The 23,772-nt window shown below is 41.1% G+C and carries 24 protein-coding genes and 1 other annotated feature; of the genes, 16 read left to right on the top strand and 8 right to left on the bottom strand.

The annotated features are described in order from the left end of the window. Positions 1 to 101: 101 nt before the first annotated feature. The 3 genes from ccpA to motS all read left to right on the top strand — a co-directional run bounded on the left by ccpA (position 102) and on the right by motS (position 2,751). Entirely contained in the window at positions 102 to 1,097 is a 996-nt protein-coding gene (gene ccpA / locus FFL34_RS03015) for a catabolite control protein A (protein WP_138601264.1), read from the top strand. Between the two features lie 63 nt (positions 1,098 to 1,160). Then, entirely contained in the window at positions 1,161 to 1,979 is an 819-nt protein-coding gene (motP, locus tag FFL34_RS03010) for a flagellar motor protein MotP (protein WP_138601261.1), read from the top strand. Then, a complete protein-coding gene (gene motS / locus FFL34_RS03005; protein WP_138601259.1) occupies positions 1,969 to 2,751 on the top strand; it encodes a flagellar motor protein MotS in 783 nt (260 codons plus the stop codon). Before motP ends, motS begins: the two co-directional genes overlap by 11 nt. A gap of 98 nt (positions 2,752 to 2,849) precedes the next feature. On the opposite strand, the gene FFL34_RS03000 is transcribed toward motS, so the two are convergent. The 4 genes from FFL34_RS03000 to FFL34_RS02985 form a co-directional block, all read right to left on the bottom strand. Next, positions 2,850 to 4,016, bottom strand: coding sequence for an acetoin utilization protein AcuC (locus tag FFL34_RS03000; protein WP_138601256.1), 1,167 nt, complete (start codon positions 4,014 to 4,016; stop codon positions 2,850 to 2,852). A gap of 31 nt (positions 4,017 to 4,047) precedes the next feature. Beyond that, the gene (locus tag FFL34_RS02995) at positions 4,048 to 4,662 is read right to left on the bottom strand and encodes an acetoin utilization AcuB family protein (RefSeq protein ID WP_325053265.1); all 615 of its coding nucleotides are present in this window, start codon (positions 4,660 to 4,662) and stop codon (positions 4,048 to 4,050) included. Then, on the bottom strand, positions 4,662 to 5,315 hold the full coding sequence (locus FFL34_RS02990) for a GNAT family N-acetyltransferase (RefSeq protein WP_138601253.1): 654 nt from the start codon (positions 5,313 to 5,315) through the stop codon (positions 4,662 to 4,664). Before FFL34_RS02990 ends, FFL34_RS02995 begins: the two co-directional genes overlap by 1 nt. Positions 5,316 to 5,439: 124 nt before the next feature. Beyond that, positions 5,440 to 8,376 (bottom strand): transglycosylase domain-containing protein, encoded by a 2,937-nt coding sequence (locus tag FFL34_RS02985; protein ID WP_138601250.1) that lies wholly within the window; start codon positions 8,374 to 8,376, stop codon positions 5,440 to 5,442. A gap of 122 nt (positions 8,377 to 8,498) precedes the next feature. Continuing rightward, positions 8,499 to 8,746: a binding site (T-box leader), on the top strand. Between the two features lie 53 nt (positions 8,747 to 8,799). Between FFL34_RS02985 and tyrS the strand changes: the two genes are divergently transcribed. Further along, positions 8,800 to 10,071, top strand: a complete 1,272-nt coding sequence (gene tyrS, locus FFL34_RS02980) for a tyrosine--tRNA ligase (RefSeq protein WP_138601247.1) — start codon at positions 8,800 to 8,802, stop codon at positions 10,069 to 10,071. A gap of 173 nt (positions 10,072 to 10,244) precedes the next feature. On the opposite strand, the gene rpsD is transcribed toward tyrS, so the two are convergent. Both rpsD and FFL34_RS02970 read right to left on the bottom strand, forming a co-directional pair. Next, positions 10,245 to 10,847 carry a 30S ribosomal protein S4 gene (rpsD, locus tag FFL34_RS02975; protein ID WP_138601244.1) on the bottom strand — a complete coding sequence of 201 codons (603 nt, stop codon included), beginning with the start codon at positions 10,845 to 10,847 and terminating at the stop codon, positions 10,245 to 10,247. Positions 10,848 to 11,306: 459 nt separating this feature from the next. Further along, the gene (locus tag FFL34_RS02970) at positions 11,307 to 11,792 is read right to left on the bottom strand and encodes a GAF domain-containing protein (protein WP_138601241.1); all 486 of its coding nucleotides are present in this window, start codon (positions 11,790 to 11,792) and stop codon (positions 11,307 to 11,309) included. 122 nt (positions 11,793 to 11,914) lie between these two features. Between FFL34_RS02970 and refZ the strand changes: the two genes are divergently transcribed. The 5 genes from refZ to FFL34_RS02945 all read left to right on the top strand — a co-directional run bounded on the left by refZ (position 11,915) and on the right by FFL34_RS02945 (position 17,231). Next, positions 11,915 to 12,538 carry a forespore capture DNA-binding protein RefZ gene (gene refZ, locus FFL34_RS02965; protein ID WP_138601238.1) on the top strand — a complete coding sequence of 208 codons (624 nt, stop codon included), beginning with the start codon at positions 11,915 to 11,917 and terminating at the stop codon, positions 12,536 to 12,538. Positions 12,539 to 12,748: 210 nt separating this feature from the next. Beyond that, positions 12,749 to 14,440 (top strand): septation ring formation regulator EzrA, encoded by a 1,692-nt coding sequence (gene ezrA, locus FFL34_RS02960; protein ID WP_138601235.1) that lies wholly within the window; start codon positions 12,749 to 12,751, stop codon positions 14,438 to 14,440. Between the two features lie 154 nt (positions 14,441 to 14,594). Continuing rightward, positions 14,595 to 15,734, top strand: a complete 1,140-nt coding sequence (locus tag FFL34_RS02955; RefSeq protein WP_138601232.1) for a cysteine desulfurase family protein — start codon at positions 14,595 to 14,597, stop codon at positions 15,732 to 15,734. A gap of 5 nt (positions 15,735 to 15,739) precedes the next feature. Beyond that, positions 15,740 to 16,942, top strand: coding sequence for a tRNA uracil 4-sulfurtransferase ThiI (gene thiI, locus FFL34_RS02950; protein ID WP_138601229.1), 1,203 nt, complete (start codon positions 15,740 to 15,742; stop codon positions 16,940 to 16,942). A gap of 82 nt (positions 16,943 to 17,024) precedes the next feature. Then, on the top strand, positions 17,025 to 17,231 hold the full coding sequence (locus tag FFL34_RS02945; RefSeq protein WP_090081903.1) for an alpha/beta-type small acid-soluble spore protein: 207 nt from the start codon (positions 17,025 to 17,027) through the stop codon (positions 17,229 to 17,231). A gap of 73 nt (positions 17,232 to 17,304) precedes the next feature. Here FFL34_RS02945 and FFL34_RS02940 read toward each other — a convergent pair whose 3' ends face one another. Next, positions 17,305 to 18,105, bottom strand: coding sequence for an NAD kinase (locus FFL34_RS02940; protein ID WP_138601226.1), 801 nt, complete (start codon positions 18,103 to 18,105; stop codon positions 17,305 to 17,307). Between the two features lie 305 nt (positions 18,106 to 18,410). Between FFL34_RS02940 and FFL34_RS02935 the strand changes: the two genes are divergently transcribed. The 6 genes from FFL34_RS02935 (at position 18,411) to FFL34_RS02910 (ending at position 22,959) form a co-directional block, all read left to right on the top strand. Continuing rightward, positions 18,411 to 18,809, top strand: a complete 399-nt coding sequence (locus FFL34_RS02935) for a DUF2953 domain-containing protein (protein WP_171046249.1) — start codon at positions 18,411 to 18,413, stop codon at positions 18,807 to 18,809. Between the two features lie 15 nt (positions 18,810 to 18,824). Next, entirely contained in the window at positions 18,825 to 19,364 is a 540-nt protein-coding gene (gene ytfJ / locus FFL34_RS02930) for a GerW family sporulation protein (RefSeq protein ID WP_138601220.1), read from the top strand. Positions 19,365 to 19,466: 102 nt separating this feature from the next. Then, a complete protein-coding gene (gene tpx, locus FFL34_RS02925) occupies positions 19,467 to 19,967 on the top strand; it encodes a thiol peroxidase (RefSeq protein ID WP_138601217.1) in 501 nt (166 codons plus the stop codon). Positions 19,968 to 20,238: 271 nt separating this feature from the next. Next, entirely contained in the window at positions 20,239 to 21,225 is a 987-nt protein-coding gene (locus tag FFL34_RS02920) for a class I SAM-dependent methyltransferase (protein WP_138601215.1), read from the top strand. Between the two features lie 22 nt (positions 21,226 to 21,247). Continuing rightward, positions 21,248 to 22,438 (top strand): acetate kinase, encoded by a 1,191-nt coding sequence (locus tag FFL34_RS02915; RefSeq protein WP_138601212.1) that lies wholly within the window; start codon positions 21,248 to 21,250, stop codon positions 22,436 to 22,438. 11 nt (positions 22,439 to 22,449) lie between these two features. Continuing rightward, positions 22,450 to 22,959 (top strand): MogA/MoaB family molybdenum cofactor biosynthesis protein, encoded by a 510-nt coding sequence (locus FFL34_RS02910; protein ID WP_138601210.1) that lies wholly within the window; start codon positions 22,450 to 22,452, stop codon positions 22,957 to 22,959. Between the two features lie 61 nt (positions 22,960 to 23,020). Here FFL34_RS02910 and FFL34_RS02905 read toward each other — a convergent pair whose 3' ends face one another. Beyond that, complete coding sequence (locus FFL34_RS02905) at positions 23,021 to 23,455, bottom strand: universal stress protein (protein ID WP_138601208.1); 435 nt, start codon at positions 23,453 to 23,455, stop codon at positions 23,021 to 23,023. A gap of 132 nt (positions 23,456 to 23,587) precedes the next feature. Between FFL34_RS02905 and FFL34_RS18120 the strand changes: the two genes are divergently transcribed. Beyond that, positions 23,588 to 23,743 (top strand): hypothetical protein, encoded by a 156-nt coding sequence (locus FFL34_RS18120; RefSeq protein ID WP_171046248.1) that lies wholly within the window; start codon positions 23,588 to 23,590, stop codon positions 23,741 to 23,743. The last annotated feature ends 29 nt before the right edge of the window (positions 23,744 to 23,772 follow it).

Here is a 23,772-nt window from a genome sequence, read left to right as displayed (position 1 = left end):
CAAAAGGAATTCACCCTTTCAATTTTTTGTGTTTTATGGCATTGTAGAGTATCATAATGAAAAAGGGAATCGTTTTAGTAAACAGACTAGGAGGTAAAGTTATGAATGTAACAATATACGATGTAGCAAGAGAAGCGAACGTTTCCATGGCGACGGTTTCAAGGGTTGTCAACGGAAATCCGAATGTAAAACCAGTAACACGCAAAAAGGTTCTGGCAACCATTCAGCAGCTGGGATATCGTCCGAATGCGGTTGCCCGTGGACTGGCTAGTAAGAAGACAACGACGGTCGGAGCTATTATTCCGGATATTTCAAGCATCTTTTTTGCGGAATTAGCACGGGGAATTGAAGATATTGCTACTATGTACAAGTATAATATCATTTTGAGTAATTCCGATCAGAACAAAGACAAAGAATTACATCTGATTAATGCCATGCTGGAGAAACAGGTCGATGGAATTTTATTTATGGGCGGTGACGTCTCCGAAGAACATGTTGATCAGTTCCAAACCTCTTCCGTGCCTGTTGTTTTGGCAGCGACGTATGATGAAACGAATAAGATTCCATCGGTGAATATTGACTATGAAGCTGCAGCGTTTGAGGCAACTTCCTATTTAATTGATAAGGGGAATGACAATGTCGCATTCATTTCCGGTGTCGATGATACGTTAATTAATAAGCAGAAATATAATGGGTATGTGCGCGCACTCGAAGAAAAATCCATCGCTTGGAATGACGACTACATCCTTAAAGGTGATTATTCTTATGATTCCGGTTTGGAGGCTTCCGAGCAGCTTTTAACAATGGATGAAAGGCCTACTGCTGTTTTTGTAGCCTCGGATGAAATGGCATTAGGGGTCATCCATGGTGCTCAGGATAAAGGTTTTCAGGTTCCTGATGATCTTGAGGTCTTTGGGTTTGACAATACAAGACTGGCAACCATGGTACGCCCGACACTTTCCACAATAGTGCAGCCAATGTATGATATCGGTGCTGTAGCCATGCGTCTATTGACAAAATATATGAACAAAGAAGAAGTAGGGGAGAAAAAAGTTATTTTGCCGCACCGGATTGTCGAAAGAAACTCAACAAATTAATAAATATGCCGATATAAGAAGTAACCTGTTTCAGGTAATTGAAAGTTTTAGGGGAGCAGGATTATGAGAAAAAAAGATATACTAACACCAATCGGCATTACACTTGGATTCATCATGATTATGCTCGCAATTCTTGCAAAAGGGGGGACAGAAGGGGTCACTTCCTTTCTGGACATTTCCTCCATTTTTGTTGTCATTGGCGGATTGATGGCATCACTCCTGATAAATTTCAAAATGGAGCAAATAAAATTGACCGGAAAAGTCATCAATGAAACATTTCATAAAAATAACCAGCGGATGCCGGAATTAGTCGATAAGTTTATTCTTCTTGCTGAGCGTGCTCGCCGGGAGGGCATCTTGGCGTTGGAAAATGAAATGGACGAAGTGGATGATGAATTTTTAAAAAAGGGCATTTTACTGGCGGTTGACGGGATTGAGCCTGAGGTTATCCAAGATATTATGAATGCTGAGATTACAGCCATGGAAGAGCGGCATTATCGTGGACGAGCAATTCTTGAAAAAGCGGGAGAATATGCACCTGCATGGGGAATGATTGGAACGCTGGTTGGCCTTGTCCTAATGCTTAACAGCTTGTCAGACCCTGCTACACTTGGACCCAAAATGGCTGTTGCGCTTCTGACGACATTGTATGGTACCATTATGGCTAACCTCGTCTTTATTCCGATGAAAAATAAATTAGAACAGAAAACAGAAGAAGAAATGTTTACTAGGCAAATTATCATTGAAGGGGTAATTGGTGTCCAGTCCGGCCAAAACCCTCGGATTCTTGAAGAAAAACTGCGTGCATTCTTATCCAATGAAAAGGAAAACCAAAAGGATAAAGACGATGTACTAACAGGGGAAAACGTTAATGAAGCGTAGGCGAATAAAAAAGCGAGACGATTCAGGCGCGCCAAAGTGGATGGTTACTTATTCAGATATGGTTACACTGATTCTTGTTTTTTTCATCTTGCTCTTTTCCATGTCACAAATCGATATTGCTAAATTCGATGCCATTTCAGAGTCATTCAGAAATCGGATGATTTTTGACTTTTATCCGTCCCCGGTACCGATGGAAAATCCGACCGAACATACGCGTGACGAGGAAAGTGGAAAGAATACCAATGAATTCGATACACCATCGGATCTGAAAGGCAACAAAGACCGTGCTGAGGAAGATACGGAAGAGAAAAAAAAGGATTCGCTTGATAAACTATTAGAAAGTGTTGAGCAATACTTACAAAACAATAAGCTGAATGATGTCATTTCAGCAAACCGAACAGATCGTGGCGTTGTTCTTGTGCTGCAGGAAAGTATTTTGTTTGAAACAGGGGAAGCGGAAGTTCTTGATTCCGGTAAACCATTTTTAGACAAAATAGGGAACCTCCTCGAGAATATACCGAATGATGTTAGAGTAGAAGGGCATACTGACAATCGGCCAATATCGAGTTACAGGTATCCATCTAACTGGGAACTATCCGGTGCAAGGGCGAGCAGCGTGATTCGTTACCTGATTTCCCGGAATGATTTTGTCCCAGAGCGGTTTACAGCGGCGGGTTTCGGGGACACAAGACCGGTAGTTCCGAATACATCCGAAGCTAACTGGAGAAAGAATAGGAGGGTGGAAATGGTAATCATGGAGGAGACAAGATAAAATCATCAATGAAACAAGTTGAACTGATATATCTTCTTTAAACAATGATCGATCAGAGTAGGCACGTGCTCAAAGTCAGCCTTTGGCACGTGCCTTTTTTACATATATGCTGATTTGTTTTTAGTATATTTAAGTGCACTTAATAAAGATCTTTCATTTTTTTCCGTTATTTCGGGCTTTCTAGGAATATTGGGTACAATGTCCTTGCTATCGTTCCATGAGTCAGGGAGTTCAACAGGTGATTTCTTTTGCCATTTCGACAGCCATGGTTTCGGTAGCGCCGCCTTTTGTGTTTCACCTGTTGTCATAACACTCCAGATTTGTGCCCAGGTACGCGGGACAACTCGCCACATATCATATCCCCCTCCGCCAAGGGCAATCCAGCGCCCGTCACAGTACTGATGTGCCAATTCATGAGCTATCAATGGAATGCGTTCAAATGTCTCTGTTGTTGTACATAAATGTGTGAGTGGATCAAATACATGTGCATCAGCTCCATTCTGTGTCAGGATTACATCGGGGCGAAAAAATGCTGCTACCTTTCTGAAAACGGATTCATATACTTGTATAAATGACTCATCTTCCGTAAAAGCATCGATTGGCACATTAAAGGCATATCCGTGTCCTTCTTTGATACCGCGCTCACTTATATTGCCTGTTCCAGGAAACAAATAGCGTCCTGTTTCATGAATGGAAAGGGTACAGACATTCGGATCATCATAAAAGGCCCATTGCACACCATCTCCATGATGGGCATCCGTATCGACGTAAAGAACTTTTAGATTATACTTTTCTCGAATATACTTAATTGCGATGGCACCATCATTATAAATGCAGAAGCCACTTGCTTTCCGGCTGAATCCGTGGTGAAGACCACCTCCCAAATTCAGTGCATGATTTGTATTCCCCAGTAAAACGGAATCCACTGCAGTGAGTGTTCCCCCAACAAGGTGACTTGAAGCCTCGTGCATATGACGAAACATCGGTGTATCCTCTGTTCCAAGACCATGCTCCAGCCCCTCTTCTTCTGAAAGATGGCCGGTTCCCGCCTTTTTAACGGCATTAATGTAGGCAGGCGCGTGAAATAGAGCAAGCTCTTCGTCAGTAGCCGTTCGGGGTGCTGTAATCAAGTGTTTCGGCAATAGATTAACCGCTTCCAATAATTCCTTTGTTAATAATACCCGCTGTTGATTAAAAGGATGATCCGAATGAAAATGATAGTCTAAGAATTTATCAGTATATATAAATGTAGACTTACAGGTCATAATTTTGGCTCCGCTATATTATTTGGCCACATCAATTCATAGCTGCATCACGCAAATCTTGGATCAGTGGTACTGGGTTCATTGTTTGGATGCGAAAAACTAATATTTTGTAATTCGGATCATCATTAAACGGGTACATAAGCACGGACGTTATGTTCGTTTTGCGTTTACCGAAAACGGCTGCCACTTCAGGCAGGATACCTGGTTTATGTGGTACTTTCACCTCAATCTGAGAGCTTTGGATATTCGTACCGGTTAATAGGATCATTGTATACAGCATCTCCTTTTCGGTAATGATGCCTATTAAGGTGTTGCCGCTGACGACCGGGAGGCATCCAAACCCCTCATTGTAAAAAACCCTAGCAACTTCCTCGACGAAATCAAGAGGATGAGCAGTAACTACAGGGTAACTCATAATTGATTGGAGTTCTTGTTGCAAATATTGCTGATTATCCGCTGTATTAAAGATAGATGCGGTCGCATCACGGACATCACGGTCAGAAACGATACCGACGACCTGATTATCCTGATTGACTATTGGAATATGCCGGATGTGATTTTCCCGCAGTAGCTTCAGTGCGTTAGCAATTGTCGCTGATGGGGAAAGTGTTATCACATCTTTTTTCATTATCTCCTCAACTAGCATTATAGCCCCTCCCTCATATTACGGTATTGCTGTCGTTGTAAAAATCGCAACTTGTCAAATTGTTTTATGGATGATTCGGGTACATTATTGCCGATTCGAACCATTAAACAGTTTGCCGGATGAGAAATAATTTCTGGGTCATCTGTCGGAGCAGGAAGCAAACCACCTGCAGCCATCATTTTTTCCATTACCTTACGATAGTCCCATACACTTAATCTGGTGCCATCAAGATCCCAATGCCAGTAGTATTCTGTAGATATGATGATATAGTTTTCCATGTAATCATCCATCATGGATACTTCCAGCAGACCTGAGGCTATTTTTGCCCCGCGGTAGGCAGGAATAACTTCAATAGCCCCCAATTCCATCAGGTTATCCATATTAAATGTTGACCAACGTTCCATTGGATCCGGGTGTAAATAGGTGACATAACCTACGATAGTATCTTTCGTTCTGGCAATAATAATCCGGCCCTCAGTCAAGTCAGCAATGCTTAATAAAGCCTCGAATTGTTTTGGGGCAGGCCGGAACGCTATCAGCTGTTCATGAAAATGGTACTTGTTCATCGTTACGGATGAAAGTGGTCCTTCAATCACAACTGGGCCCTCAAGTGTATGGCGTAGGTCCGAGTGATAGGTTTTTACGTGTTTCATTCGTTCACCGCCTTGATTTAGTTGCTGATTGCCCTTAATTGCCATTATACAGGAAAATCGTTTCATTTTTTAGTGATAACAGAAAATAGAAAACAAAAAAACGAAGAGAGGATTTTTCTCTTCGTTATTGCTTCTCTGATTCGGAATTTTTATTTGCATTCTCATTCTGCTTATTGCCCTCGGCGGCGTTATTACTATGACCGGACTTTTCGTTTTCCGATTTAGAAAAGTCACCAACAAGTACCTCTTTGGAAGCTGCTGATTCAAGTCCGAAATAATCCACCGCTTTAACCCGGTATACCGCTTTTTTATCTGTAAAGGTAAACTTTGTTCCGGTTGTGTTTCCGATAAGTCTAAAGGAACTATTTGGCTTTTTAGCCTGATAAATACGGTAGCCGACAACATCGCTGCTGCTTGATTGGTTCCAGGTTAATTTACTGCCGGAAGCTTTAACAGCCCCAGGAGCGGATGGTTTCTTACCATCGTTTTCAACCACCTTGTTACTGACATCTGATTGTGGCAAGCCTATCTTTTCCCATGCTTTTCGGTTAGTGCTTGGGAATAAGGTGGAGGGATTATTGAGCTGGTCATAGCCTTTTCGTTTCAGAAATTCCGGATTAAATGTAATCCCATCACCTTCAACAAACTCTTTAGGCGTGTTTTCCGCTGCTAAGACAGCCTTTCCATCAACAATTACATACGAACCTCTTATCAGGCTGTCATCTTTTTCTGTTGGCACATATTTGGCATTGAAAATATCCGTTTTAATCAGTCCAGCTTCTTTGCAAAGATCTGAAGGAAGCTTTCCAGAGATGGCACAATAGCTACGTGTCACAATTCCACCTGGTCGTTCAAATTTCTGCTCGGGTGCCATCAGTTCCGGGTTTATGTCAGACGCTGCGTTAACTAATTGGGCCCACAGCTTCTCATTACGCTGACTGTAGCTTAAGGAGCAGGACGGACATCGAATATTTTTTCCTTTCCTGTAACCAATCCAGACACCCATGGATACATTCGGGTTTACCCCGACGAACCAGGCGTCTTTATAATTCTGTGATGTACCGGTTTTGCCTGCCCAGTCAACATGATTATATTTTAGCTGTGATTGCAAGTAGGTCGCTGTCCCGCGGTCGATTACATCACGCATAACATCCACTGTGAGATAGGCTGTCTGCGGAGAAAATACGTCGACTGGATCTGGATTATACTCGAATACGACATTGCCTTCTTTGTCGGTAATTTGTTCTATTAAATGAGCATCGACAAACTTTCCCTGATTAGCAAATGTCGCAAATGCATTGACATTTTCTTCAACAGACACGCCATCAGTCGTTCCACCTATACCGAGTGAAAGATGCGTATATTCATTGTCGCGTATTGACGTTATTCCCATAGGTTCCAAAAATTCGCTGACTGGATCCTGACCTCTGATTTTGTCATAGATTTTAATGGCCGGTATGTTATACGAGTTATAAAGTGCCTTCCGGGCTGGAACGATCCCGTGGTATCCACCGCCATAATTGTGTGGTGTGTAACCGCCACTAGGAGTGGAGTAAGTTTTTCTGACGTCGGCTATCGGTGTTCCCGGTTGGATAACACCTTGCTCAAAGGCTGGTGCGTACGTGAGTATTGGCTTCATGGTACTGCCGTTTGACCGTTTGGATTGAAAGGCAAAATTAAACTGACTGTCTTTATTAGAATTCCGTCCGCCTACGAAACCGATAATCCGGCCGGTTTTATTCTCAATTAGAATGCCGCCTGTTTGGATTTGCTGAGTAATTTTTTTCTTTCTACCAGTTTCTTTATCTGTCACATAGCCTGTCCAGTCCGGTCCAAAATGTTCGTAATTCTGAACAATCTTTTGAAATGTATCATGCGTTTTTTTATCAATGGTTGTGTGGATTTCATAACCATTCTGTCTTAGAGCGCGGTCGGCGCGTATCGCATAATCTTCCATTAATTTATCGTCATTCTGCAGGTCTTCCATTGTATAGCCATCTTCTTTGGCTAAGTGTTCTTGGATAATCCCTTTGGCACGTTGTTGGGCCATAACCGTTAGATACGGATATTTTTCAACAGGAGATGGTGATTCATCGGTAAAGTCTGTCGTAATGTCATAGCTCAGTGCATTTTCAAATTGGGCTTTAGTTATGTACCCAGCCTCATGCATTCTCTCTAATACTGATTTCATTCGATTAAGTCCTGGCTGTATACCTTCTTCGCCTTTTAACCCCCCACTGTTCTTGAAAGGGGTGTAATAGGACGGACTTTGCGGCAGGCCAGCCAGATATGCTGCCTGAGCTAAGTTTACTTCCGAAGCATCAATACCAAATATTCCCTGTGCAGCGGTTTGAATTCCAGCAATGTTGCCACCTGAAGCGTCACGACCATATGGGACAACATTCAGATACGCTTCCAGTATTTCGTCTTTGTCAAAAAAGCGTTCTAATCGCATCGCTATTAAAATTTCTTTTGCCTTTCGCTCGAACGATACCTCATTTGTCAATATCTGATTTTTAACAAGTTGCTGGGTCAGTGTACTTCCGCCGGATTGCATTGGTGCGTTTGTTGCTTGCTGGACAAGTGCACGTACGATTGCTTTTGGTACAATCCCATTATGCTCGTTAAAATACTCATCCTCTGTAGCAATAACGGCGTTTTTAAGGTTTTCTGAAACATTCTTCAGTGTTACCTCCTGGCGGTATAAATCTGATCGGACATCGCCAATATACTTATCATTGGCAAAATAAAGTGATGATGTTTCCTCATAGTTATAAATGTTTTGTTCCATGTTCTCGTAATCCCGTATCGGTTCATCTTTCACAAGTGATGCGAAATAGCCAGCACCGACACCGCCTGCAAAGAAAGCACCAATAACACCAATAATCAAGAAAAATAAAACGATATTCCAGATGACATCATAACCAATTCGTGATGATTGCTGTATTTTACCTGTTTTCCAGACCGAGATCGCTTTTTTTGAATACGGATGTTCACGCAGTTTTTTAAAAAACGATTTAATTTTATGTATACATGTTTGCAAAAATTGCTTGAATTTCACTGTATAACCTCCCCTGAATCATGCCTATTATAGCATAGCAGCAGAAGTCGTTGTATAAAAATTTGTTGGTCAAATATTGCATTTATATTACAGATATGATATGAATAGTTAATAAGAATATATCAAATGCGTTGAAGGATCGGAGTAGCTGTGCGAATCCCTGTTATAGAGAACTGGCGGTTGGTGGAAGCCAGTATATATTTGCAGGCGAATTACAATCTCGAGCTTTCTTCTTTTGGAGCAGGAAGATTACTAGGTCGAATTGGACTGTTACCGAAGAAGACGGTGGCATCACCGTTATTTATCCCAAAGTGGCACAAGTATATGTGTGCAACAAGGGTGGTACCGCGAGTACATACTCGTCCCTTAGCTTATGCAAGGGGCGTTTTTTTATTTTACAAATATAAAATAGGAGTGAAAGCAATGGACATTTTACAGGATTTGGAAAAACGCGGCCTCATTCAACAAACAACAGACAGGGAAGGATTACAAAAGCATTTAAATGAAAATCAGGTGACCTTGTACTGTGGATTTGACCCAACAGCCGACAGCCTGCATATTGGGCATTTACTTCCGATTATCATGTTGAAACGGTTTCAGCGAGCTGGACATAAACCGATTGCGTTAATTGGTGGGGGAACAGGAATGATTGGTGATCCGAGTGGCCGTTCTGCTGAGCGTTCTTTAAATGAAGCAAAAGTAGTTCACGGATACAGTGAAAAGATTAGACAACAATTGGCAAAGCTGCTTAATTTTGATAATGGATCCAATGCAGCGCGCGCACGGAATAATCATGACTGGCTGGGTAACATGACAATAATTGACTTTCTCCGGGATGCTGGTAAACATTTTGGGATTAACTATATGCTGGGCAAAGAATCGGTATCAGCTCGGATAGAACAAGGCATCTCTTATACGGAGTTCAGCTACATGATCTTACAGTCACTTGATTTTATGAAACTGTACGAACAGGAAAACTGCACTTTGCAAATTGGTGGTAGTGACCAATGGGGCAATATTACAGCTGGTATGGAGCTCATTCGTCGCTCTCGAGAAAATGAAGAGGAAGAAATCAATGTATTTGGCCTGACTGTACCACTAATCACAAAAGCAGACGGTAGCAAGTTCGGTAAAACAGCCGGCGGTGCCATATGGCTTGATCCGGAAAAAACAACACCATACGAGTTTTATCAGTTCTGGATCAACACGGATGACCGTGATGTCATGAAGTTTTTGCAGTACTTTACATTTCTGGAACAAGACGAACTCGATGAACTGCAAAAAGAACTGGAAAATCATCCGGAAAAACGACAGGCGCAAAGGCGACTCGCTGAAGAAATGACGATGATGGTTCATAGTAAGGAGGATTTGCAGCAAGCACAGAAAATAACGAATGCACTGTTTAGTGGTAATTTGCAAGATCTTTCTGTCAGTGATATTGAACAGGGATTTAAAGATGTGCCAACGTATGAAACTGCTAAAGCGGATATTGGTCTGATTGATCTCCTCGTCAGTGCATCGATTTCATCATCTAAACGTCAGGCAAGAGAAGATATTAAAAATGGCGCTATTTATATCAATGGTGAACGCCAACAGGATCTACAATGTGTAGTAGATGCATCTGCCCGTATCGGGGATAAATTCACGATTATCCGGCGCGGGAAAAAGAAATACTTTTTAATTAGTTATAAATAATTAAACTTTCGAGCTTGAAATGAACATATAAGACTAATAAGCACGGAAAGCAACGAGCACTACCTTTACCGCGACGGTTTAACACTCTACCAAGTTGCGTCGTATTATATATCTTGGTGCGAAGGTTGATTAGATACAAAAAAAGACGAGCAAATGGCTCGTCTTTTTTCGTCTTAACGGGAGTAGTACTCAACGATAAGCGCTTCATTAATTTCAGCTGGTAGTTCGGAACGTTCAGGGTACCGTGAATATGTTCCTTCTTTTTTATCTTCATCAAATGTCAGATATTCAGGTACGAAGTTGTTTACTTCAATTGCTTCTTCAATGATGTCAAGGTTTTGCGAACGTTCACGCAGACCAATTACCTGTCCGGGCTTCACGCTATAAGATGGGATATCCACGCGTCCGCCATCAACTGTAACGTGACCATGGTTGACCAGTTGGCGAGCTTGACGACGTGTACGTGCCAACCCAAGGCGGTAAACGATATTGTCCAAGCGAGATTCAAGTAGAATCATGAAGTTCTCACCGTGAACACCTTTCATTTTACCAGCTTGTGTAAACAGGTTGAGGAATTGACGTTCGTTCAACCCATACATAAAGCGCAGTTTTTGTTTTTCTTGTAGCTGCATACCATATTCAGAGACTTTTTTACGCTGATTAGGTCCGTGCTGTCCTGGAGCGTAAGGACGTTTATCCAGTTCCTTGCCCGTTCCAGTTAATGAAATGCCGAGGCGGCGTGATTTTTTCCAGTCTGATCCTGTAAATCGTGCCATAGGACATTTCCTCCTTTATATAGTTTATTTGTATAAAATAAACGACCGTGTTCCTGATCATTGTCCATTTTGTTTTCATGTATCTTCGCTCCAGCAGCAGAGAGTTACACGATACACCTCTTTCTTTTGAACCTTTATATTAAGAGGAACAAAATGGGGCAAAGTCGGTTCACAAAGGCTACCTTTTTATTTTACACAACCATTAGTATATAAGCTATCAAACAGTAAGTCAATCATATTTTCTTGAGTTTGTAAGAAAAACCAGGCACTCACCTCGCCTTATAGCGAGTACCGAAGCTTATAAGGTCTTCCAACATTTATACTATCTGACGTTGCAAGAAAAGTGCCGGCCCATACAATAAAAAATGAGACCGGCGAGTTTGAAGCATTTTTGAAATCAACCAAATTTTATCTCGTGTGTAACTGGTAGCTATCTATGATTGAAAACAAACTACAACTTCACAAGCGAATGTAGCTTTTCAATGACTCTGCAAATTTGTCCAAGTAGAATTGGTCTGTTTCATCAAATCGATTGGTACTAGGGCTGTCAATATCAAGGACGCCAAAAATTGTCCCATCTATAATCAATGGTACGACAATTTCAGACCTACTTGCACTGTCACAAGCAATATGACCCGGAAACGCTGATACATCCGGGACCCTTTGTGTCTTCTGTTCTTTAATTGCACTGCCACAGACGCCTTTACCATAAGGGATCCGGATGCATGCGGGAAGACCTTGGAATGGTCCGAGTACTAATTCATCATTCTTCCATAAATAAAAGCCGACCCAGTTCACATCATCAAGAAATTGGTTTAATAGTGCGGATGCATTCGATAAAATAGCAATCGTATCCGTTTCTCCCTCGGAAAGCGCCTGTAATTGTTTGATAAGGAGCTCGTAATCTTTTGTTTTGTCACCCGAATAGGCAGTTGCCTGAAACATAAACATTTCCATCCTTTCTAAAAATAGTCGTTCATTCGACGAAGTTTGCGACAATTGTCGAGCGATAACGGCAGGAATATTTCTTGTTTCGTCGTAAGAAGTAGGTAAGGAGTTGAGTATGAATGAAAAAAAATTCAACGAAACAGAAAGTGATTGATGCAGCATCATCGTTATTTTTCCAGAATGGTTTCCATGGAACATCTGTACGTGATATAGCTGATAAGGCCACTGTAAACGTTTCATTAATCAGTTATTATTTTAAAAGTAAACAAGGGCTCCTTGAACATGCTGTTACGCAATATTATGAAGCGTATTTGGAAACCATTGAAATGTGTCTCGAGGAAAATGAATCAATGCCCCCGCTTGAAAAATTGAAAAAGATTGTTGAAGTTATTATACATTACAAACAGGAACACCATCAATTATCATGTTTCATCCATCGCGAGCTTTCGCTTGATTCGGTATTTGTAAGGGAGATGACCGTTACTTATCTTGCTAAAGAAAATTATTTAATCAGCAACGCATTTTATAATATCTTTCCGAATCCAAAGAAACAAAACTTGGAAAATCAATTTTTACTAATGCAATTTAAAGGGATGCTGACCACCCCATACGTGATGCAGAATGAGTGGAAGGACAAGGTAGTAGGTGACTTTTCCCACCATCAATTTGTGAATAATTATACTCGTACTGTGGAAAAATGGCTTGACTTTGTTGTCCAGGAGAAAAAAGAAGGGGCGAGATAAGAAATATATTCTATAATACAGTATAGCGTAAACGTAAATCAGTATTAGGGTGAAATTTTGTCGTATCATTAATTAATTTGGATTTTTTTAGCCAAAAATGCCAATAACATGGTATCATAGCATTATTAATACACTCGTTCTAAAATGATAAACTAGTTTATTTACAATAAGAATCCTCTTATTTCGTGAAATTGTTCAGGAGGCATTTTAATGGCATACGTTATTGGAACTATATTGGCTGTCATAGCATTAATTATTATTGGATTGATTATGCGAAAAAAGGTTTATGATGTCGTTGACCGCTTGGAAACGTGGAAAATGGACATTATGAATCGGAATGTTGCGTCGGAATTAGGGCGGATTAAACAGCTTAATCTTTCTGGCGAGACACAGGAGAAGTTTGAATCGTGGAGAGATCGCTGGGAGCAGATTATTGCCAAAGAACTTCCGGATATTGAAGAGTATTTGTTTGATGCGGAAGAAGCGGCGGATAGGTACCGTTTTTCCAGTGCCAAAAAAACATTACGTTATGCGGAGCAGACACTGCGACGGATAGAGAAAGATATCGAAAATATGCTTACAGAACTGGATCAGTTAATGAACTCAGAGGAGTCAGCACGAAAAGAAGTTGAGCAAATAGGACCTGATATTAAATCGTTGCGAAAGTACCTTATACATAATCGTTTTTCATTCGGAAAAGCGGATGTAAGGTTTGAGGTTGAGATTGACGAACTTGAAGAAGAATTGAGTCACTATGATGACCTAGTTGAATCTGGTGATTATTCAAAGGCTAGGGAATTAGCTGATAACGTCAAACAGAAACTGGACGCACTGCAAACGGAAATTGAAGCATTTCCCGACACCTATCACAAATGTAAAAAGGAACTGCCTGAACAACTTGATGAACTTGTCAAAGGCTTAAGGGAAATGAAGCAGGACGGCTATAGGGTTGAGCATCTTGGTTTTGAAAAAGAAATACATGATTATCAACGCCGTCTTATTGACTGCAAGAATTTATTGGAAAAAGGGGATATGGCTCAGGCGAATGAACTCATTCCGGAAATTGATGAGCGAATCGATGAAATGTATCAGCTTCTCGAAAAGGAAGCCCTTGCCAAAAATTATGTGGAAACAAAGATAACCAATTACCGGGATGCATTGTATTCATTAGAAGATAAATTCAATCTAACCAAGGAAGATATGGAAACATTGAAACAGACCTATTATGTTGAAGACAGTGATATGGAGAAATACCTATCCCTAGACAAGTCAATTGTACAGCTGCGAAATCGGCTGGAAGAAATTACAGACGGACTAGAAAAAGACAACACAGCACATTCACAATTGCGTGATGAGCTTGAAAAAGGATTTCAGGAACTTGATGCACTGCAGGAGAAACACGAAGCATTCAAAGAACGTATCCATAACTTGCGAAAAGATGAGACGGAAGCGAAGGCAAAGCTGGCGGAAATGAAAAATGAACTGTATAATGTAAATCGGAAACTGAAGAAAAGCAATATACCAGGAATTCCAAGTTATATATGGGACAAAATGGAAGAAGCTGCTATGAAAAACAACCGGGTGTTCAAAACACTTGAAAAACAGCCGCTGGATATCACAGAGGTTCAACAAGTGTTGTCAGAGGCAGAAACGGCAGTTGAAGGCGTAATCGAACAGACTGACGTTATGCTTGATCAAGCTTATTTAACCGAACAGGTAATCCAATATGCCAACCGGTACCGAAGTCAATATCCAGCGCTTGCTGCTAAGCTATCTGAAGCAGAGCGCCTATTTCGTTCGTACGAATATGATCTTGCACTCGATCAGGCAGCTAGAGCTGTAGAAGAGGTAGACCCGGGTTCTCTGAAACGGATTGAATCATTTCAGAAAGCTGTTAACTAAAAAGTCCATAGAGTTCTACTGAAACAACACTATTTAAAATGACTGAGAGGGCTGCCTTCAATGGGAAGAATAACGATTATTCTTCTACTTTGAACCAGCCTTGCTTCGTTTTTTAAGCTCTACTTGGATAAGCTAGGGACAAGGAGTTATGTCAATGATTTATTTGGATAACAGTGCAACGACAAAACCTGACACTCAAGTGTTACAAAGTTTTCAACAGGTATCCGAGCGTTTTTTTGCTAATCCTTCCAGTATCCATCAGCTTGGAGGGGAAGCGGAAAAATTACTGCAGCGATCAAAGGAGCAAGCGGCACAGCTAATGCGTGTTCGACCTGATGAGCTAGTTTTTACCGCTGGAGGTACGGAGGGTAACAACCTTGCTATCAAGGGAATATCGCTGGAACATCGGAAGCGGGGCGGCCACATTATCACCACCCAAGTAGAGCACCCGTCTGTTTATGAAGCGTTTAACAGCTTGGAGCAATTAGGGTTTACTGTAACGTATTTGCCGGTGGACGAGACTGGTGTTGTATCTGTCGACGAATTACAGAAGGCGATTACAGACGATACCATTCTAATCAGTGTCATCCACGTGAATAACGAGATTGGATCTATTCAACCTGTTGAGCAAATTGGTGAAATTGCCAAACAGCATCCAAAATTATTTTTTCATGTTGATCATGTTCAAGGAATGGGTAAGGTTCCGCTCGATCTCGGAGACAGTGGAATTGACCTATGTACCATTTCAGGACACAAGCTGCACGGACTAAAAGGAACAGGGATCCTTTATGTGAGGGAAGGCACGACGCTTTTCCCGCTTTTTCATGGTGGTGGCCAAGAGCAGTCGCGCCGGTCGGGGACTGAAAATCTTGCAGGTGTTGTATCGATGGTAAAAGCACTGCGGCTAATGAAAGAACGAGAAACTGCCGGAATTAGGCATATGTCTGAATTGCAGACACTTATTCGGCAAAAACTTAGCGCAATGGATGGTATCTTCATCAATACGCCTGAACAGGCAGCCCCGCATATCATGAATATATCGGTCCCCGGTTTAAAACCGGAAGTACTGATTCATATACTTGGTGAGCAGGGGATTTATATCTCGACGAAATCTGCTTGTTCATCAAAACAAACGGACGAAAGTAAAATACTTGCAGCATGCGGTCACAGTGGGGAACGTTCCACATCAGCATTAAGAATTAGTCTGTCGTATGACACCACTAAAACTGAAATTGATACCTTCTTACGTGAGTTGGAAAAGGCTATCAAGCAATTAAAAGCAGTACTGGAGTAGATAGTATGCAATATGACCACATATTAATCCGCTATGGCGAAATGGCGTTAAAAGGCAAGAACAGAAAAAGTTTTATTATACAGCTTCAGAACAATCTGAAACGGCAGCTACGAGATTTTCCGAAAACAACAGTGAAACGGACACAGGGGCGAATGTTTATTTTACTGAACGGACATGATCCCGATGCAATTATTAAGAAATGCCAAAATGTATTTGGTATCCAGAGTCTGAGTCTGGCTGTTAAAGTACAAAACGATGAAGAGCAAATCAAGGCGGCTGCACTGTGGGCGTTGCAAAATGAACGTGATATCCGTACGTTTAAAGTATCGGTAAAGCGAATAGATAAAGACTTCCCAATACGGTCGCAGCAAATGAACCGGATACTGGGCGCATATTTATTAAGTCACACATCCGGCTTCTCCGTTGATGTTCATGAACCAGATTTGGAACTGAGTGTTGAAATACGAAAAGAAGCGACCTATATAACTTCCAGTGTCGTACAGGGGCTTGGAGGACTGCCAGTTGGATCTTCCGGTAAGACATTGCTTCTTTTATCTGGAGGTATCGACAGCCCGGTTGCAGGCTTTTTGGCTATGAAACGTGGGGTACAAGTAGAAGCAATCCACTTTCATTCGCCCCCGTTCACAAGTGACAGAGCCAAGCAAAAGGTGTTGGATCTGGCGGAAAAACTAACACACTACGGAAATAAGATAAAGGTTCACGTTGTACCGTTTACCAACGTACAGCAGCACATTTTCCGAGAAATGCCAGAAAATTATGCGATGACCATTATGCGCCGGATGATGCTGCGTATCAGTGAATATGTTTGCAGAAATGAATCAATTTTATCAATGACAACCGGTGAAAGCCTTGGACAGGTTGCAAGTCAGACGATGGAAAGCATGAATGCGATTAATGAAGTAACCAATTATCCGATTTTACGGCCGTTAGTTGCTATGGATAAGGATGATATAATTAAGATCTCCAAAACCATTGATACGTACGATATTTCCATTCGGCCATATGAAGATTGCTGTACCATTTTTGTTCCTAAATCACCAAAAACAAGGCCCTCAAGAGAGAAAGTTAATCAATTCGAGTCACAGGCTAATTTTTCAGATTTAATTGAGGAAGCTGTAAATGGCATTGAAGTTGTCACATTGACCGGCAAGGCGGACATGGAGGAAGCATTTAATGATTTATTTTGAAGAGATAACAAATTAACAGTAGTTACCAGTTTAAAAAAGCCTCCCGGTACACAACATAAGGGTACCAAGGAGGTGATGAAGAATGCCAAGCAACAACAGTTCAAACCAATTAGTAGTGCCTGGTGCGGAACAAGCACTAAACCAAATGAAAACTGAAATTGCACAAGAATTTGGTGTTCAACTTGGTGCTGATACTACTTCCCGCGCAAACGGGTCTGTTGGCGGGGAAATCACAAAACGCCTTGTAAACACAGCAGAACAACAATTTGGCGGTAATATGCCACAATAAAAAATTATACAGAAATGGCTTCGGGCTATCCTTTCGGGGGTAGCCCGTATTAATTAGGTACGCTAGGCCCGTACTATAAGAAGGTCCGTTTCACACGATCCCAGTAGGAATTATTTTTTAGTTTGACCGTTTTAATGACGTTATCACTTAAGGTGACAGTCAAATCCTTAATATTGCGGATGGAGTAGGCTTCATTATCCATCCCGATAATTGGATAATCATTCCCGTCTTGGACTATTTGTAATGTTAATGTACGGTCTTTGTTTAAGATGAATGATGAACCCAATGTTCTGTATCGGTTATTGTTAAGTGATGCAATTTCAGATACCTGAAAGCATGGAAGTTTAGGATCGACAATAGCCCCTTGAGTGGATTTGTTGTAACCAGTGCTTCCAGTCGGTGTTGCAACAATCAGCCCGTCACCACGAAAAGTTTCAAAATGCATATCATCAATGTAAACATCCATGACAATTGTTTTTATGATAGTGGAACGGATGCTTACTTCATTTAGGCAATGAAACGCTGATTCCCCATTGATCAGTACGTTGATAACTGGGAAGCGACGAACCTCTAGTTCTTCATGAATAATGGTATCAAGCATTTCATCGAAGTTGTCCAGGTTAAAGTCACAATATAAACCGGATTCATTTGAATGAGTAATGCCGGTATATAAACAATCCTGACGGAAACCTGTCGTACGTACAGCCTGCAGAAATGCTCCATCCCCTCCTACACTAACAATGATGTTTGCTTGATCCGGGTGGTCCACAATATTGAAGTTATTTTCCCGAGCCAGTTCAAATAACTGTTGAAGCTTTTCGTCAAGATGATCCTTATGTGTATAGAAAAAATATATATTGTTTCGTTGGCTCATTTGTTTCACCTTCCAATTTATTCATTCTTATTTTAAGTTTACCATTTTTTCATAGAATATCCCAATATAGATGGAAAGACGGTATAAGTGAGGAATTTTACGGGAAAATAAGCTCATGAGGTGGGAACATGATAATTGGTTTAATAATCATCGTTTTTCTTATTGTGTGTATGATACTTTTATATTCAAACTTAAAAATTGTTTGTTCTGTCACACTAAATCAAGAGGAGCAAACTCTTTATTTAGCTGTCTATTTGTATAGAATACGACTCATGAAGCGTTCAATTGACTTAACGGAGGAACCCGTGCCAGAACAATCTTTCCAAGAGACGCTAACAATCATACATAAATTCAGTAAAAATTTTTCGGAAAAAATGAAAGATGTAAACACAGCAGTATCAGTTGTATTAAAACGAATTCGGTTCCATAGCATATCGTGGAAGACGGACGTAGGCACCGGAAAAGCTGATACAACCGGGATGGTTACTGGGGGTATATGGGGGATGAAAGGAATGGTAATCGGATTACTCACTTCCAAAAGCACGCTTGTAACGGAACCTTCCATTGTTGTGACACCTTTTTTTAATCAACGAAAAATTAGCTCCGTCTTTGATTGCATGATAACAATTAGGGTTGGGCAAGCTATCTATGCATTCTTGAAATTTATCCGGAAACTTCCTGGAAAACGGGAAGCGATCACGTAATAAGGAGGATTTATCATGGATGAACATCCAATTCAGGGTTTGATGACAACGGCAATGGAAAATTTGAAAGACATGATAGAGGTTAACACGATAATTGGTGATCCGGTTGAATCACCGGATGGCACGGTAATTATTCCAGTTTCAAAGCTTGGCTTCGGATTTGCAGCAGGGGGAAGTGAATTCACTTCCGGTGATCAAGGTGACTCTAGTGGGGGCGAATCGTTGCCATTCGGTGGTGGTAGCGGGGGCGGTGTTTCCATTACTCCTATTGCTTTTTTGATTATAAGTCAAAAAGGTATGAAAATGATTCACTTAGATGAAAGTACGCATATATACGAAAAAATGATGGATGTTGCTCCGAAAGCGGTTGATAAAATTCAACAGCTGTTAAAAGAGTCCGGACTACAGGAAAAAATAAAACAACAATCTAAATCAAATAATGATGATGAAGCTAAGAAACAGGAAAAGGATAAAAAACGTCAGGGAAAACAGGATCGTAAACAGAATGATCAGCAATCCGATGAGGAAGAAGACGGCCTTCAGTATGATATTTAGTTCAAATAATCGTAACAAATTCAAGAAGGTTATCGTTGGACATATATTAAAAGCCGATTCATAATAAAAATAGAATCAAGGAAATGGGAGGATTAATTTATTATGGCAAATGTTACATTTAATAACGATCCGGTGACACTTCTGGGGAATGAAATCACTGCTGGTGATCAGGCCCCGAATTTCACGGTATTGTCCAATGATCTTCAGGAAGTTACGCTAAATGACTATAAAGGTCAAGTTAAATTGATTGCCGCTGTTCCATCTGTTGACACGGGTGTATGTGCTGAAGAAACACGGCGATTCAATGAAGAGGCTGATAAGCTTGATAATGTACAAGTGTTGACTATAAGTATGGACTTACCTTTTGCTCAGTCACGCTGGTGTGCAGCAAATGGTATCAAAAATCTGGATACATTATCTGATCACCGCGATGCTGACTTCGGTGAAAAATATGGTGTCCTGATAAAAGAACTTCGTTTGCTTGCACGGGCTATTTTCGTAGTTGATTCAAATGACTTGGTGACATATGTGGAATATGTAAGCGAGGTAACCAATCATCCTGACTATGATCGTGCATTAGAAGAAGCACAAAAAGCAGAATAACGGACCTTTACGCAGAGTGCAACTGGCAGTAAAAATCCCTCACTTCCGACTCATGGGACGAGCTAAGGTGTAAGTGAGGAACTGCCACTTTCACTGACCCTCTCTTGCTTTGGACGTGGCGGGAGAGCTTTTTGTGCGAAAGGCAATATGGTGATTGCTGTGGATAACTACATTCCCTGTATCTGAGTGAAGACCTGTTATGATGTACAATCCCTTTGGTCCTTTGGTACAATAGATACGCTTTTAGACAAAAGATCGGGGGATTTGCAAGATGGAAAAAACGGATGTGGAATTATTATTTGAACAAATTGATAATATAACTGAAACTGTTCAACATTATGAGAATGAAACCTATTTGGATAGTCTAGTTTTAACACTTGAGATCATGTTTTATCAAAATCCGCTTGATGGTATCGATGAACAATTAAAGGAAAAATTACAAAGCCTCATAAATGATTTCAATGTTAAAGAATATGAAACCACACAAATCCGGAAGGCACTTCAATTGGCAATTCTGAAAGGAATGAAGGGTGCGACACAACAGCAGCATCTGATGACGCCGGAAACCGTTGCTTTATTCGTAGGTTACCTGGCAGGGAAATTGACAGGTGGAAAGGAAAAAATCCGTATGTTTGACCCTGCTAGTGGAACGGGTAACTTGTTAATGGCTGTTTGGGAGCAGTTAGAGAACGTTGGGGCTGTTTATGCAAGCGAAGTAGATACGACACTAATTAAACTTGCTGTTATGAATGCCAACCTGCAGAAGAGAGAGGTTGAATTTTTCCATCAGGACAGTCTGCGTCCATTTCTCCTAGACCCAGTTGATTTAGTTATCAGCGATTTGCCTGTTGGTTATTACCCGGACGACATAAGTGCTAATGACTATGAACTAAAGGCAGACGAAGGATATTCCTATTCACACCATTTGTTTATTGAACAAAGTATAAATTATACGGTACCTGGTGGCTACTTGATTTTTGTCATTCCTGAGTTTCTGTTTGACAGTGATCAGTCAGATAAACTGCATGCGTATTTGCAGGAAAAGGCACATATTGTTGGGGTGCTACAACTACCGGAAACAGCATTTAAATCTGAAAAAAACAGAAAAAGTATTCTTATTCTACAGAAGAAAGGTTCTAATACGTCCGCGGTCAGACAACCATTGCTTGTTCAGGTCCCATCATTTAAAAATACGAAAGCAATGAATGATATCTTGGCGCAAATGAATTCCTGGTTCTCAACAAATATAAATCTCTAACAGCATGAAGGGAGACAAAAGGATGTCCAATATATTAGCAATAAATGCCGGCAGTTCATCTTTAAAATTTCAGTTAATTCGCATGCCCGAAGAACGAGTGCAGGCAAAAGGGTTGGTTGAGCGGATTGGCTTGCCTGAATCGGTTTTTACAATAGAGGTTAACGAAGAAAAAAATAAAAATGTTTCTGATATCCCAGATCACGAGGCTGCAGTCAAACTGTTGCTTGACAAGTTAACAGCATCTGGAGTCATTCAAACGATGGAAGAAATCGACGCGGTTGGACATCGGATTGTTCATGGAGGGGAACGGTTCAGTGATTCTGTACTAATCACGGATGAAGTGGTCCAGCAAATTGAAGATATTTCTGATTTAGCTCCTTTGCATAATCCGGCTAACTTAACTGGTATTCATGCATTTCGTGAGATTCTTCCAGATATTCCAATGGTTGGTGTGTTTGATACGGCATTTCACCAGACAATGCCTGAGAAGTCCTATTTGTATAGCCTGCCATACGAGTATTACGAAAAATATGGCATTCGCAAGTACGGTTTTCATGGAACCTCCCATAAGTATGTTTCTCAACGTGCGTCCGAAATGATGGGGGTGCCGATTGACCAGTTGCGCCTTATATCTTGTCATTTAGGAAATGGTGCCAGCATTGCAGCCATTGATAAAGGACGATCGATTGATACATCGATGGGGTTCACACCATTAGCTGGGGTAACAATGGGAACAAGGTCGGGAAATATTGATCCAGCGCTCATCCCATTTATCATGGAGAAAACCGGTAAGACTGCAGATGAAGTGATCAACGTTTTAAACAAAAAAAGTGGTATGCTTGCCTTATCTGGTTTTTCCAGTGACTTACGTGATATTGAACAAAAAGCAGATGAAGATGAGCGTGCAGAGCTTGCCCTCGAAGTCTTCGCAGCCCGAATTCACAAATATCTTGGATCTTATGCTGCTAGAATGTCCGGTGTAGATGCAATCATTTTTACGGCCGGTGTTGGCGAAAACAGTGATGTCGTCCGAGAAAAAGTGCTAACAGGTCTGGAATTCATGGGTGTCTATTGGGATCCTTCGCGCAACAACATTCGTGGAAAGGAAGCATTCATCAATTATCCGCACTCACCCGTCAAAGTAATGGTGATTCCTACGAATGAAGAGGTTGTGATTGCTCGGGATACAGTCCGACTAACCGGCAAAGCTTAAGGAGGGATTTCTTGTCTGTTGAAGAACACAAACGGAATTATGAACAAGTCAATTGCATGGTAGTGACAGTAAGTGATACACGAACTGCCGAAACAGATAAGAGTGGTAACCTAATGGTGACACTCTTGGAAGATGCTGGTCATCGTGTTAAAACCAAAGAGATCATTCCGGATGAAAGCAGTTCGATTCGGAATATGGTTAGTGCTGGTTGTGAAAACGATGAGATTGACGTCATTTTAATGAATGGCGGAACAGGTATCGCGCATCGGGACGTAACCATTGAAACGGTAGAACCTATGTTTGATAAGGAAATGCCTGGATTTGGGGAGATTTTTCGAATGCTCAGTTATACGGAGGATATCGGGTCGGCAGCAATTTTGTCGAGAGCTGTCGGTGGGACAATTGGCAATACCGCAATCCTTGCCACACCTGGCTCATCTGGAGCGGTGCGCTTAGCAATGAATAAACTGGTAATCCCGGAGATATCTCATATTGTTGGGGAATTGAAAAAGGAAAGCTGAAGTTGCGCGATATAGCGTTTTAATTCGCGCGATTTCAGCTTTTTCTTACGTCTTAAACGTGTTAGCGGACAACCAGCACGTCGCAATTGGCATGCCGTGTTATGTTTTCCGAAACACTACCAATAAGAAACCGTTCAACCGCACCCATTCCGGTTGCTCCACAAACAATCAGATCAGCTTCAAAGGTTTCGGCGATGTCTTTGGCAATTTTAACCTTTGGAGACCCATATTCTACACATCGTACCAAATTCGTTATTCCTGCATTTTTGGCAATTTCAACATAACTGTCAACTAATTCTTTGGCATATTCTTCGGCACGCTCTGCAAGTGTTCGGTCATAAGCTTCTGCTGTAGCAAATGTACGTGAGTCAACGACATGTGCGAGAATCAGCCGTGCATCATTCCGCCGGACGATATCCAGCGCTTTGTAAAATGCTTTTTCGGAAGCTTCTGAGCCATCCACTGCAACGACAATTTGCTTATATTCAAAATCCATCTTCAACCCTCCCTTTTCTTACTATTCTAATACCCTTCTTAGCTAATTTACAATCAAAATTACCGAAATTGGAAAATCAAAAATGGATTGCATGACGTTTCTGTGAACATACTAAGCATGGAGGTGGTAGCAATGGGAAAGAAAAACAAAAAATTTACGGAAGATAAAGATGGTATCGCAGCTGTTCAAAACCAATTATTTGAAAGTTATCAGAGCGGGGTCATTGAAGACAAAAATAAGCTCGCTAACAACAGAAGCATCCACACGTATAACAATCAGAAGAAGTAAATGTTTAAAAAATCTACCCTTTAAAGGGT

Source organism: Lentibacillus cibarius, assembly GCF_005887555.1.
GTDB lineage: Bacteria > Bacillota > Bacilli > Bacillales > Amphibacillaceae > Lentibacillus > Lentibacillus cibarius.
The sequence above is the reverse complement of the archived record's forward strand: the minus strand, read 5'-3'. Positions and strand labels throughout refer to the sequence as shown.

What these genes read in the sequence shown, in the direction of transcription:
- ccpA (WP_138601264.1), top strand. Translation starts at nt 102, where the DNA reads ATGAATGTAACAATATACGATGTAGCAAGAGAAGCGAACGTTTCCATG.
- motP (WP_138601261.1), top strand. Translation starts at nt 1,161, where the DNA reads ATGAGAAAAAAAGATATACTAACACCAATCGGCATTACACTTGGATTC.
- motS (WP_138601259.1), top strand. Translation starts at nt 1,969, where the DNA reads ATGAAGCGTAGGCGAATAAAAAAGCGAGACGATTCAGGCGCGCCAAAG.
- FFL34_RS03000 (WP_138601256.1), bottom strand. Translation starts at nt 4,016, where the DNA reads ATGACCTGTAAGTCTACATTTATATATACTGATAAATTCTTAGACTAT.
- FFL34_RS02995 (WP_325053265.1), bottom strand. Translation starts at nt 4,662, where the DNA reads ATGCTAGTTGAGGAGATAATGAAAAAAGATGTGATAACACTTTCCCCA.
- FFL34_RS02990 (WP_138601253.1), bottom strand. Translation starts at nt 5,315, where the DNA reads ATGAAACACGTAAAAACCTATCACTCGGACCTACGCCATACACTTGAG.
- tyrS (WP_138601247.1), top strand. Translation starts at nt 8,800, where the DNA reads ATGGACATTTTACAGGATTTGGAAAAACGCGGCCTCATTCAACAAACA.
- rpsD (WP_138601244.1), bottom strand. Translation starts at nt 10,847, where the DNA reads ATGGCACGATTTACAGGATCAGACTGGAAAAAATCACGCCGCCTCGGC.
- FFL34_RS02970 (WP_138601241.1), bottom strand. Translation starts at nt 11,792, where the DNA reads ATGTTTCAGGCAACTGCCTATTCGGGTGACAAAACAAAAGATTACGAG.
- refZ (WP_138601238.1), top strand. Translation starts at nt 11,915, where the DNA reads ATGAAAAAAAATTCAACGAAACAGAAAGTGATTGATGCAGCATCATCG.
- ezrA (WP_138601235.1), top strand. Translation starts at nt 12,749, where the DNA reads ATGGCATACGTTATTGGAACTATATTGGCTGTCATAGCATTAATTATT.
- FFL34_RS02955 (WP_138601232.1), top strand. Translation starts at nt 14,595, where the DNA reads ATGATTTATTTGGATAACAGTGCAACGACAAAACCTGACACTCAAGTG.
- thiI (WP_138601229.1), top strand. Translation starts at nt 15,740, where the DNA reads ATGCAATATGACCACATATTAATCCGCTATGGCGAAATGGCGTTAAAA.
- FFL34_RS02945 (WP_090081903.1), top strand. Translation starts at nt 17,025, where the DNA reads ATGCCAAGCAACAACAGTTCAAACCAATTAGTAGTGCCTGGTGCGGAA.
- FFL34_RS02940 (WP_138601226.1), bottom strand. Translation starts at nt 18,105, where the DNA reads ATGAGCCAACGAAACAATATATATTTTTTCTATACACATAAGGATCAT.
- ytfJ (WP_138601220.1), top strand. Translation starts at nt 18,825, where the DNA reads ATGGATGAACATCCAATTCAGGGTTTGATGACAACGGCAATGGAAAAT.
- tpx (WP_138601217.1), top strand. Translation starts at nt 19,467, where the DNA reads ATGGCAAATGTTACATTTAATAACGATCCGGTGACACTTCTGGGGAAT.
- FFL34_RS02920 (WP_138601215.1), top strand. Translation starts at nt 20,239, where the DNA reads ATGGAAAAAACGGATGTGGAATTATTATTTGAACAAATTGATAATATA.
- FFL34_RS02915 (WP_138601212.1), top strand. Translation starts at nt 21,248, where the DNA reads ATGTCCAATATATTAGCAATAAATGCCGGCAGTTCATCTTTAAAATTT.
- FFL34_RS02905 (WP_138601208.1), bottom strand. Translation starts at nt 23,455, where the DNA reads ATGGATTTTGAATATAAGCAAATTGTCGTTGCAGTGGATGGCTCAGAA.
- FFL34_RS18120 (WP_171046248.1), top strand. Translation starts at nt 23,588, where the DNA reads ATGGGAAAGAAAAACAAAAAATTTACGGAAGATAAAGATGGTATCGCA.